Here is a 12,428-nt window from a genome sequence, read left to right as displayed (position 1 = left end):
GTTGCGGAGTGTCGGGGTTGTGTAGGGATCCATCGTCAACCGATGGCATTGGTCAGGTCATACAGCGGCACCAGCACGGCAACGATCACCGCACCGACCACCGAGGCCAGCACCAGGGTGATCGCCGGCACCATAGCCGCCAGCAGACGATCGATGCGGCGCGCGCTGTCCTGTTCGAAGGTATCGGCCGCCTTCAGCAGCATGGTATCGAGTGCGCCGGATTCCTCGCCGACCTGGATCATCTGCAGGGCCAGCCGCGGGAACCGCTTGCCGCGCGACAGCGCCAGCGACAGGCCGGTACCGTTCTTCACTTCGTCGGCAGCGGCCTCGACATCGGCGGCCAGCGCACGGTTGCCCAGCACGTTGCGGGCGATGCCCAGCGCACCCAGCAGTGGCACGCCGTTGCGCAGCAGCGTGCCCAGCGTGCGCGCCAGCCGTGCGGTTTCCAGTTCGCCCAGCAGGCGGCCGATGCCGCGCCGCTGCAGCAGCCAGCCATCCAGCGCCAGTCGGAACACCGGTTGCCGCGCCTTGCGTTCGAAGAACAGCGCCAGCACGGCGGGCACCACCAGCAGCAGCACCCACCAGTCGCGCACGAACAGGCCCAGCTGCAGCACCGCGTTGGTGAACCACGGCAGTGCCACGTCCAGGCTCTCGTACATCTGCGCGAACTGCGGCACCACATAGCCGAGCAGGAACAGCAGTGCACCGCCCACTACCACCAGCAGGATGGCCGGGTAGACCAGCGCGTTGATCACCTTGCCCTGCAGTGCACGACTGCGTTCAAGGTAGTCGGCCAGCCGCTGCAGGGTGTCGTGCAGGCTGCCACCCGCCTCGCCGGCACGCACCATGTTCACGTACAGGCGCGAGAACAACCCATGCTGGCGCTCCAGCGCAGTGGACAGCGGCGCACCACCGCGCACCACGTCGCGGATGTCGGTGATCGCACGCCGCGAACGTTCGTCTTCCGGCAGGCCGAGCAGGATCGACAACGCGCGGTCCAATGGCTGGCCGGCACCGAGCAGGGTCGCCAGCTGCTGGGTGAACTGCAGCAGTGCCGCGCCCTGCAGCGGGCGTTGGCGGAACAGGTTGCGCCAGGTGCTGCCGCCGATCGCGCCGCCGTCAGCCAGCTGCGTCTCCATCGGCAGGTGGCCCTGGTCCTGCAGGCGCGCGACCAGCTCGGCCTCGCTGGCCGCTTCCATCTGCCCGTCGAAGATCTCGCCGTGCGTATTGAGCGCCTTGTAGCGGTAGTTCGGCATGTCAGCCCCTGCGTCCTGCGCGCATCAGCTTTCCTCGGTCACGCGCAGCACTTCCTCGATGGTCGTCTGCCCGCCCAGCGCCTTGGACAGGCCATCCTCGTACATGGTGCGCATGCCGGCTTCGCGGGCGATGCGCTCGATCTCGCCCATGCCATCACGGCGCATCACCGCACGCCGCAGTGCGTCGTTCATCACCAGGAATTCCATGATGGTGGTGCGGCCCAGGTAGCCGGTCGGTGCCAGCGCCGAGGGCTTCGGGCGGTACAGGTGGATCGGCCCCTGCGGCTGCAGCCGGCGCAGTTCGAATCGTTCGACTTCTTCCGGCGAGGCTTCATAGCGCTCGGCGTGGGTCGGTTCCAGCCGGCGCACCAGGCGCTGGGCAAGGATGCCGTTGATGGTGGAGGTGAGCAGATAGTCCTCCACCCCCATGTCGAGCAGGCGGGTGATGCCGCCGGCTGCGTTGTTGGTATGCAGGGTGGACAGCACCAGATGGCCGGTCAGCGCCGACTGGATCGCGATGCGCGCGGTTTCCAGGTCACGCATTTCGCCGATCATGATGATGTCCGGGTCCTGGCGCACGATGCTGCGCAGGGCATTGGCGAAGTCCAGCCCGATCTGCGGCTTGGCCTGGATCTGGTTGATGCCCTCGATCTGGTACTCGACCGGGTCTTCGACCGTGATGATCTTGACGTCGGCGGTATTGAGCTGGCTCAGCGCGGTGTACAGCGTGGTGGTCTTGCCCGAACCGGTGGGGCCGGTCACCAGCAGGATGCCGTGCGGCTGTTCCAGCACTTTGCGGAACTGCGGCAGGAAGACATCGGTGAAGCCGAGCCGGTGGAAATCGAAGACCACGGTTTCGCGGTCGAGCAGGCGCATCACCACGCTTTCGCCGTGTGCGGTCGGCACCGTGCTCACGCGCAGGTCCAGTTCCTTGCCCTGCACGCGCAGCATGATGCGGCCGTCCTGCGGCAGGCGGCGCTCGGCGATGTTGAGCCGGGCCATGATCTTGATGCGGCTGATCACCGCAGCGGTGAGGTTGGCCGGCGGGCTCTCGCCTTCCACCAGCACGCCGTCGATGCGGTAACGCACCTTCAACCGGCTTTCGAAGGGTTCGACATGGATGTCCGAGGCACGCAGCTCCACCGCGCGCTGGATCACCAGGTTGACCAGGCGGATCACCGGCGCTTCCGAGGCGAGGTCGCGCAGGTGTTCGATGTCGTCCACCGCCCCACCCTCACCGTCGGCGGTCTCGACAATCGCGCCCATCGCACTGCGGCCCTGGCCGAACCAGCGCTCGACCAGATCATCGATCTCCGCGCGCATGCCCAGCACCGGCGTCACTGGTACGCCCAATGCCAGCTGCACGGCCTGCTGCGGATAGGGATCGTGGGCATCGGCCAGCCACAGCCGCACGCCCTGTTCATCCAGCGCCAACGGGCACACATGGAACTGCTTGAGGAAGCGCACCGACAGCGGCAGGCCCTCGGCCAGCCCCTGCGGCGGTGCCTCGGGCAGCTGCTTGCCCTCCAGCAGCGGCAGCCCCAGCACCTCGGCGCTGGCCTGCGCCTGGTCACGCTCGGAGACCAGCCCCAGCCGCACCAGCAGGCCGAGCAGGCTGCCACCGGCTTCGGCATGCAGCGGCCGCGCCCGTGCCAGATCGCCTTCCTTGAGCCGGCCACGCGCCAGCAGCGCATCCAGGATGCGACCTTCGGCGGTGTCGGCGGCGGTTGCAGCAAGCGCGTTCACATGACTCTCCTGTCAATCGGTTCGACTTTAGCAGTTAAGCCGTGATTTCCGCCGCTCCTGCGCCACCTTTCGTAAAAAGACGAAGCCCGTCACACGGGATGACGGGCTTCGGCCATTCAACTACGACAGTGCGAGCTTACTGCGTGGCGAGAATGCTCACCCCGTTGTAGGCCGCTTCACCCACCACCTTGATGTAGTAGGTGGCCGCCACCGGCTTGGTCACCCGCACTGTCTCGGAGGTGCCCGGACGGGTCGACTTGGCGTCGTTGTCGCTGGCACTGGGCTCACGGCCTTCAGCCACGTAGACCGAAACATTGCCGGTGCCGCCGTAGGTGATCACGCTGAACTGCTTGCCGGCGGCCGCTTCGAAGCTGTAAAGCTTGCTGCTGCCAGCCGCACCGGACAGACCGCCGATGGCCGCCTTGTTGGTCAGCGGCGTGGCCACCGGTCCGCAGTTCTCGGTGCACGGCTCTTCCAGTGCCTTGGCCAGCGCGGCCTTGGCGTCGAGGATGCCGGTACCGATCGGGGTGGCCGCCGGGATGGCGACCGGGAACGGACGCGCGGTTTCCTTCAGCAGGGTGCGCATGGCCGCCGGGGTCAGCGGATCCTTGCCCTTGGCGATCAGCGCGCTCTGCACCAGTGCAGCAACGGCGGCCACATGCGGCGAGGCCATCGAGGTGCCGCCCATGCCCATGTAGCCAGGCGTACCCGAATCCGGCGTGGTCGCCGCATTGGAGCCGGTCTGCCAGATGTAGCCACCGGGATTGCCGTCGACGCTGCCACCGCCGCCCGGGCCGGACAGATCCACGCGGGTGCCGTAGTTGGAGTAGTAGGTGATGCCGCCGGTGATACGGGTCGCACCCACGGTCACCACGCCTTCGCAGCTGGCCGGACGGTACTTGGACGCGTTGTCGGTCTCATTGCCGGCCGCCACCACCACCGTGGTACCGCGCGAGATGGCGCCGTTGATGGCGTCCTGGTAGGTGCTGCCGCAGGCGCCGCTGCCGCCCAGGCTCATGTTGATGATCTCGGCCGGGTTGGTGTTGGCCGGGATGCCGGTCACCGTGCCACCCGATGCCCAGACCACCGCGTCGGCGATGTCGGACAGGTAGCCGCCGCACTTGCCCAGCACGCGCACCGGCAGCACCTTGGCCTTGTAGGCGACACCGGCCATGCCGACGCCATTGTTGGTCTGCTCGGCGACGGTACCGGCCACATGGGTGCCGTGCCAGGAGCTGTCCTCGGCCAGCGAGCCGTCGTAGCACTCGTTGTCGTTCTCCACCCAGTCGCCCTGGTCAAGCGCGCCTGGCACACGATCATTGGTCGGGCGCCGCGAGGTCTCGGCGTCGCTGATGAAGTCGTAACCCTCCAACAGGTTGCCAACCAGGTCCGGATGCTGCGGCAGGATGCCGGTATCGATCACCGCCACCACGATGCCTTCGCCCTGCGAGACATCCCATGCCGCCGGTGCGTTGATGCCGCCGACCGCATTGTGCAGGTGCCACTGGTTCTGCTGGTAGAAGGGATCGTTCGGCACCAGTGCCGGCTGCACATCGCCGGCACGCAGCTCGGTGCGGCGCAGCTTCACGTCGGCTTCGGCGTACTGCACCGACGGGTCGGCCTGCAGTTCCTTCAGCACACGCTGCAGTTCGGCCGGGGCCAGGCGGCCCTGCACGCGGATCAGGTCCGCACCGGTAGCGAGCTTGCGTACCACCTGCGGGCCGAGGGTACTGGCACGTGAGGTACCGCCGGACAGGCTGGCCCGGGTCAGCGCCGACTGCACGCTGGACAGCTTCGCCGAGCGGTCGGTGGCGGCAGCAGCGCCGGCCCGGTACTTGACGATGATGCGCTCGGCGCCCGGTTGGGCGGTGCTGGCCTGGCGCACCGGCTCACGGGTCGGCAGGCCGGCGGCGTGGACGGCACCGACAGCCGTCATCGACAGCACGGCGGCGGCAAGCACATTGATGCGAAGGTTCTGCTTCTTGATCACGTCGAAATTCCTCTTCTGGGTCATGGTTCGAACCAACACTGCGGCCATCATTCCTTGACGACTCCCGGCCGGCCCAGCCGGGATTGCCGTGACCTCCCCCCAGGCCCTCACTGCAGGTGCTGCGCCGGCGTGGGTGGCCGCCGGCGCGATGGAATGGCTTACCAGCCGAAGCCGGCACCGACGCCAACCGAGCTGTCGTCACTGCTGAAGGCACCGCCGAAGGTGACCGTGGCGCGATCGCTGATCGCACGCTGGTAGCCCAGCGACAACGCCGATTCGCCGCCCTGGAAACCGATGCCGACGCCGACCCGGTTCTGGGTACGGATACCGGCAGCACTGGTGGCCATGTTGAGCATTGCAGCGCTCATCGCGCCCTGGCGGTCGATGCGGCGATCCATGTGGCGCAGGCGTCCGTCGATCTCGCCCTTGAACACATCGAAGCTGTCGGTGACGGCCTGGACGCGGCTGTCGGTGTAGCTGTTGGCCGTGGCCATGCCACGATCAAGCTGGCCCTTGTTGACCGCATCGGTAGCCGTGGTACCGGCCGCCACGTTGGTGACCTGGCGCTCGTTGCCCTCGCTGCCCACCGAGATCGTATTGGCACGGTCGGCGAGCGAGCCCTGGCCCAATGCAATGGCGTTGGTTGCTGTGGCGGTAGCGCCCTGGCCGATCGCGGTCGAGGAAGCCCCGCTGGCCACGGCGCCATCGCCCACAGTGACCGAGTTGGCGCCGCTTCCCGGCGTACCCACCGGAATGCCGGCACCTGCTGCGGCAGCCGTCGGCGTGCCCTGCACGCGTGCGGTGCTGGCCGCTGCCGCATCCGCCGCCACCGGGGCATCGGCAGTGCTGGCCAACGAAGGGTCATCCAGCGACGCGCTCATCGCGCGCAGGCTGGACGCACCGGCACGCGTGCCACCGGCACTGCGGCGGTCGATCTCGCTGACCTTGCGGTCGAGCGCGCCAAGCGCATCGCCGACGTTGCTGTAGGTAGCCCCCTGGATCACATAGTTCGGCGCCACGAACACACCCTGCATGCCGACACTGGCACCACCGCCGAGGAAGCTGGCGGCATCGCTGAGCGACTGGAACAACTGGCCGCCGTTGATCGCCTGGCGGCTGCCTGCCGCAATGCTGCCGGCACCAACGTTGTCGATGGTGGTGCCCTGGAAGCCGGACAGGGTCAGGCGATCACGGCTGGCGTCGTCGTAGCCCACCGCGCTGGCCGCCGTGGTTTCAACGGTGGTGATGCGCGAATCGAAATCACCGACGCGGGTTTCCACCGCGCCTACGCGCTGGTTGGTGACGTTGAGCTGCGAACCGGTGATCGCATCGGTGCTGCCGGCGGCGATGCGCCCATCGGCCACATTGACGATGCGGCGCGTGGCCGGACCATCGGTGCCGTTGCCACCACCGACCGACACCACGTTGGCATCGAGCGCTCGCGAACCCGCGCCGAGCGCGACCGAGTTGGCACCCGTTGCACCGGCGCTGGTACCCAGGGCCAATGCACCGTTGCCGATGGCCAGCGCATTGGCACCCAGCGCGTTGCTGCGCGCACCACTGGCGCTGGCTGCCGAACCGATGGCTGCGGCGTCGGTACCGCTGGCGCTGGCCGTTCCGCTGCCGGTGGCCTTGACGTAGCGCGCCGTGCCGTCTGCGGTGGCGGCAACGGCATCCAGCTGGCCACGGTTGACCGCATCGGTACGCTCGGTACCGGCGGCGACACGGGTGATCTGGCGATCGCTGCTGGCACTGCCGACCGACACGGTGTTGGCACGGTCGGCAACCGAACCAGCACCCAGCGCGACGCTGCCGGCAGCGCTGGCATTGGCGCTGACACCCACCGCCGTCGCGTTGGCGCCGGTGGCCTTGCTGCCATAACCGACTGCGGTGCCAAGACGGCCGCTGGCATCGGCGTAGCTACCGATGGCCGATGCGCCGTCGGCCGACGCGCTGGCGCGGAAACCATTGGCCTGCGACTGCGTGCCGCTGGCGGTGGCCTGCGCACCGCTGGCGGTGCTGTAGGCGCCCTTGGCCTGGGCGCCGGCACCGGTGGCGCTGGCACCCAGCTCACTGGCACTGGCGCCACTGCCGAGGGCGACGCTGTCGACACCGCTGGCCTGCGCCGTGTTACCCAGTGCAGCGGCATTGTTGCCGGTGGCCAGCGCATCGAAGCCCACCGCGGTGGCATTGGCCGCCATCGCGTTGGCACCGCTGCCCAGTGCGGTGGCGCCGTTGCCGATGGCGTTGGCCGCATTACCGGCAGCCAGTGCGTTGTCACCGTCCACCAGGGCACCGGCCTCGCCATCGGCATTGCCGCTGGCCTGGAACTGGCGGCTGGTCTTGTCGGCGACGCTGGCCACTGCATCCAGCTGGCCCTTGTTCACCGCATCGGTGGCTTCGCTGCCTGCTGCGACATGGGTTACCTGGCGCTCACCGCCCGCCTTGCCGACGGCCACCGTGTTGTCACGGTCGGCCTTGGAACCGGCGCCGAGCGCGACGCTGTTGCTGCCATTGGCGGTGGCATTGGCACCCAGCGCGGTGGCGCTGCTGCCTGCCGCCCACGAGTTCCAGCCGATTGCCGTGGCGTAGTCTTCGGTGGCCCAGGCGCCTGCGCCGAATGCGGCCGCACCGGTGCCACTGGCACGCGACGGAATCAGGCCGAAGAAGGTGCTGCCGCCGATCGCCACGCTTTCTTCGCCACTGGCTTCGCTGGACTGACCGACTGCTACTGCACCGGCACCGGCTGCAGCAGCACCGAAGCCGACTGCCGTGGTGTTGGCGCCACTGGCCGCCGACCCGTAGCCCAGTGCCGTGCCGAGCCGACCGCTGGCTTCGGCATAGCCGCCGACGGCGGTGGTGCCATCGGCCGAAGCGGCGCTGCGGAAGCCACTGGCCAATGCCTGGGTGCCGCTGGCATTGGCTTCGGCGCCGCTGGCGGTGCTGTACGCACCACTGGCCTGCGCACGCGCGCCGGTGGCAGTGGCGCCCAGTTCACTGGCGCTGGCACCACTGCCCAGCGCCAGGCTGTTCTCGCCGGTGGCCTGTGCCGTGCTGCCCAGAGCAGCCGCATTGTTGCCGGTGGCCAGCGCATCGATGCCTACCGCCGTGGCGTTGGCCGCGAGCGCATTGGCACCACTGCCCAGCGCGGTGGCGCCGTTGCCGATGGCATTGGCGGCGTCACCCGCGGCCAGCGCGTTGTCACCCTCGACCAGCGCCCCGGTTTCGCCATCGGCATTGCCACTGGCCTGGAACTGCTTGCTGGTCTTTTCCGCCGCAGCGGCCACCGCATCGAGCTGGTTCTTGTTGACCGCGTCGTTGCCCTGGGTGCCATCGGCCACGTTGGTGATCTGGCGGGTATTGCCGCCGCCGCCCACCGACACGGTGTTGTCGCGGTCGGCAATCGAGTCCGCACCCAGCGCCACGCTGTTGGCACCGCGCGATTCGGCGGCGTTGCCCAGTGCGGTGCTGTTGATGCCCCCCGACCAGGCGCCACCACCCACCGCAGTGGAGTAGTTGCCCGATGCCTCGGTGGCCAGCAGACCGAACAGCGAGCCGCCAACGGCGACACTGTTGGTGCCGGTGGCCAGGCTGCCCTGGCCGGTGGCGGTGCTGTAGGCGCCGGACGCTTCCGAGTCGCCACCCACTGCCACGCTGTTGGAGCCGGAGGCGTTGGCGAAGTTGCCGAACGCCGTGGCGTTGAACGCCGAGGCCTGTGCGTAGCCACCGATGGCGGTGCTGTAACCGCCGCTGGCTTCGGCACCGATACCGAAGGCCGCTGACGCCGTGCCACTGGCCACGCTTTCGCTACCCACGGCGGTTGCCGCGTCACCGCTGGCATTGCTGAAGTAACCCACAGCCACGGCTTCTTCGCCAGAGGCTTCGGACAGCACGCCGGTAGCGGTACTGCCGGCACCGCTGGCGATGCTGGCCGCACCGAACGCCGCGCTCTGCTCGCCGCTGGCCTCGCTTTCCGCACCGTGCGCGGTGGCGTACTCACCGGTGGCCTGTGCGTTGGCGCCGACGGCGCTGGCATTGGCCGCGCTGGCCAGGGCATTGAAGCCCACCGCCTGCGCATTGCTGGCCAACGCATTGGCGCCGCTGCCCAGCGCAGTGGCGCCATTGCCGATGGCATTGGCCGCATCACCGGCGGCCAGTGCGTTGTCACCGTCCACGAGCGCACCGGCTACGTCATCGCCATTGCCGCTGGCCTGGAAGAAGCGACTGGTGGTTGTGGCCGTGGCCGCAACCGCATCCAGCTGCGCCTTGTTCACCGCATCGGTGGCCTGGGTGCCGGCGGCGACGTTGGTGACCTGGCGTTCGTTGCCAGCGCTGCCCACCGACACCGTGCGCGCGCGGTTGGCGACCGAACCAGCGCCCAGCGCGACCGTGTTGCTGGCGCTGGCATTGCTGCCGGCACCGAGCGCGATCGCACTCTCACCACCGGCCACCGTGTTGGTGCCGATGGCGATGCTGTTGATGCTGTTGCCCAACGCCTGGAAGCCCAACGCCACGCTGTTGTCGCCATAGCCGAAGGCCCCGCGACCGACGGCGGTGGAGCTGGCACCGTTGGCCCAACTGTTGTAACCGATGGACGTTGCGCCGCTGCCGCTGGCCCACGCCGCGTTGCCGAACGCCGACGCGTTGGTGGCGGTGGCCCATGCACCCGAACCGAATGCTGCTGCGCCACTGGCGGTCGCCCAGCTGTAACCACCGACGGCGGTGCTGTCATCGCTGCTGGCGAACGCGCTGTCGCCGACTGCAACCGCATAGCTGCCGGTGGCACGTGACTTGCCGCCGGCGGCGAAGCTGTTGTCACCACTGGCCTTGGCGGCATTGCCGAAGGCAGTGCTGGTGGCTCCGGTGGCCTGCGCACCGCTGCCGACTGCGGTGGCATCGGCAACGGCGGTGGTGCCGACCTGTTGTGCCTTGCCGTCGGCACCGATGATCGGCTGGTTGAATTCATCGTAGGCCTGGCCGAGGCCACCGATGGCGACACCGCCATTGCCGGTGGCCGCGCTGTTGCGGCCGACCGCCACACTGTCATCGCCGATCGCGGATGCAGCCGCACCATGCGCGATGGCACCCGCACCGATCGCATTGCTCGACGAACCGGCGGCGATGGCGCCCTCGCCATCGGCCAGCGCGCCGGCATCGCTGCCAGCTTCCGGCTGCGCCTGGAAGAACCGCGCGGTGGTGTCGGCGGTATTGGCCACCGCATCCAACTGCGCCTTGTTCACCGCATCGGTGGCTTCGCTGCCGGCGGCAACGCTGGTGATCTGCCGTTCGTTGCCGGCACTGCCCACCGCCACGCTGTTGGCGCGCACCGCTTCGGAGTTGGCGCCGAGCGCGACGCTGTTGGCGCCACGTGCGGTGGCGTAGTAACCCACCGCAGTGCTCTGTGCGCCACTGGCCCAGGTCTGAGCGCCGAGGGCACTGGCGTTCTCGCCAGGTGCATAGGCGAAGTAGCCGACCGCAGTGGCTTCGGCACCGGAGGCCTCGCTCAGGCTGCCGTTGGCCACCGCGCGATCGCCACTGGCAATGGCGCCCGCGCCGACGGCGGTCGCGGCTTCGCCACTGGCCTGGGTCTGCACGAAGAAGCCCAGACCGGGGATCAGATCAGCCGGGCCGCCGATGGCGACGCTGCTGGTGCCGGTGGCATTGCTCTGCGTACCCAATGCCGTGGAGTAATCGCCGATGGCATTGGCCACCGCACCGAACGCCGACGCCTGTGCGCCGGCAGCATAGGCACCCACGCCGTAGGACGACGCGGCAAAGCCGCTGGCTTCAGCGCTGGCACCGACGGCAGTGCCACCGACGCCGGCGCTGGTGGCGCCGGTTTCCACCGGTACGCCGCCGCTGGTGATCAGCGGGTTGCCGTTGGCGTCCACCGCGGCACCACCCACGGCAACGCTGCCCGGGCCGTTGGCCTGCGCGTTGTTGCCGAACGCGGCACTGTTCTGGCCCGAGGCCAGCGCGTTGTTGCCAACGGCAGTGGCGTTCTGCGCGACGGCGGTGGCGCCGGCACCGACTGCAGTGGTGCCGTTGCCGATGGCATTGGCGGCCTCGCCTGCAGCCAGTGCGTCGTCGCCCTCGGCCAGCGCACCGGCATCGCTGTTACTGCTGCCGGTGGCCTGGAAGCGCTTGGCGGTAGCATCGGCCACGGCGGCAACGCCCTTCAACTGGCCGACGTTGACCGCATCGTTATCTTCCGTACCGGCAGCCACGCTGGTGATCTGGCGGGTCAGGCCGTATTCGGCGGCACCGACGGACACGGTATCGACACGATCGGCCAGTGAGCCGGCGCCGAGCGCCACGCTGCCGGTAGCCACCGCAGCGGAGTTCGAGCCCAGCGCCGTGCTGTATTCACCGACGGCGGTGCTGAACGCGCCAACCGCGATCGACGCTTCGTTGGCGGCGGTAGCGCCGCGGCCCAGTGCGGTGCTGCCCGGGCCCATCGCCACGGCACCGCCGCCGACGGCCGTCGCACCATCAGCGGTGGCTTCGGACAGCGCGCCGAGTGCGGTGGCCGCGCCGTTCTCGCTGGATGCGGTAGCGCTTGCGCCAACTGCGGTGTCGCCGAGACCGAATGCCGCGGCACTCTGCCCGACCACGACGCTGGCATCGCCGAGCGCGAGTGCGCCTTGGCCGAACGCACTCGCGCCGATGCCGGCAGCGATGGCCTGGGTACCGATGGCGGTGGTCGCATTGGCCAGCGACTGTGCGCCGGCACCGGCCGCCACGGCGCCCTGCCCTTCGATCTTCGCCGCGTCGCTGTCATCGCCTGCGCCGTCGGCCTTGAAATAACGGTTGCCGTCTGCGGCGACGTCGGCCAGCGCGGCCTGCGTTGCACGCGCCTGCGCATCGAGCTGCGCCTTGTTCACCGCATCGGTGGCCTGGCTGCCTGCAGCAACATTGGTGATCTGCCGTTCCTTGCCGGTGTCACCGACGGACACGGTGTTTGCGCGGGTGGCCTTGGAGCCGGCGCCGAGCGCCACGCTGTTGGCCGCACTGGCGCTGCTGTTGCTGCCGATCGCCACCGCGTTGCTGCCCTTGGCCGTAGCCGAGCCTTCGATCAGGCACTTTTCGAGCAGCTTGCCGCTGAATGCGACGCAGGTGGCGCTGCCGCCGATCTGCACCGACTGTGCCGCAGCGATACCGCTCATGCCCAATCCCAATACCAGGCCCAGTGCCATCGCCAACCGTGCGGGCGCAGCCTGCGTTGCATCGCGGCGCTGGTCGACGACCCCGCCGCTGCTGCCGGAGGAGGCCAGTTCCGAGGCCACCACCAACTGACCCAATGCTTTGTTCCAGACCTTGCGATAAATCCGATTCATCGGTACGGCTCCTGATTGGACTGGTTTTGGGCAAAGCAACGCCACCGCTGGGCTTTCCGGCCCAACGTCCCCTGGGGGCGTTTATTCGCGTGATTTACT

Annotated in this window: 4 protein-coding genes; all 4 read right to left on the bottom strand. The window is 68.8% G+C overall.

Features of this window, described 5'->3' with window-relative positions; genetic code table 11:
* Positions 1 to 35: 35 nt before the first annotated feature.
* On the bottom strand, positions 36 to 1,256 hold the full coding sequence (gene xpsF, locus AC3ITW_RS02830) for a type II secretion system protein XpsF (protein WP_004142828.1): 1,221 nt from the start codon (positions 1,254 to 1,256) through the stop codon (positions 36 to 38).
* Between the two features lie 24 nt (positions 1,257 to 1,280).
* Positions 1,281 to 3,002, bottom strand: coding sequence for a type II secretion system ATPase GspE (gene gspE, locus AC3ITW_RS02825; RefSeq protein ID WP_100467785.1), 1,722 nt, complete (start codon positions 3,000 to 3,002; stop codon positions 1,281 to 1,283).
* A 136-nt stretch (positions 3,003 to 3,138) separates the two neighbouring features.
* A complete protein-coding gene (locus tag AC3ITW_RS02820) occupies positions 3,139 to 4,992 on the bottom strand; it encodes a S8 family peptidase (protein WP_012510013.1) in 1,854 nt (617 codons plus the stop codon).
* 158 nt (positions 4,993 to 5,150) lie between these two features.
* Positions 5,151 to 12,329, bottom strand: coding sequence for an ESPR-type extended signal peptide-containing protein (locus tag AC3ITW_RS02815; protein ID WP_489390051.1), 7,179 nt, complete (start codon positions 12,327 to 12,329; stop codon positions 5,151 to 5,153).
* Between the last annotated feature and the right edge of the window lie 99 nt (positions 12,330 to 12,428).

Source organism: Stenotrophomonas sp. KH_052, from assembly GCF_057838755.1.
This window is presented reverse-complemented; position numbering and strand designations above follow the sequence as displayed.

Bases quoted from the DNA above. Each gene is read 5' to 3' on its own strand.
- xpsF (WP_004142828.1), bottom strand. From the start codon at position 1,256: ATGCCGAACTACCGCTACAAGGCGCTCAATACGCACGGCGAGATCTTC.
- AC3ITW_RS02815 (WP_489390051.1), bottom strand. From the start codon at position 12,329: ATGAATCGGATTTATCGCAAGGTCTGGAACAAAGCATTGGGTCAGTTG.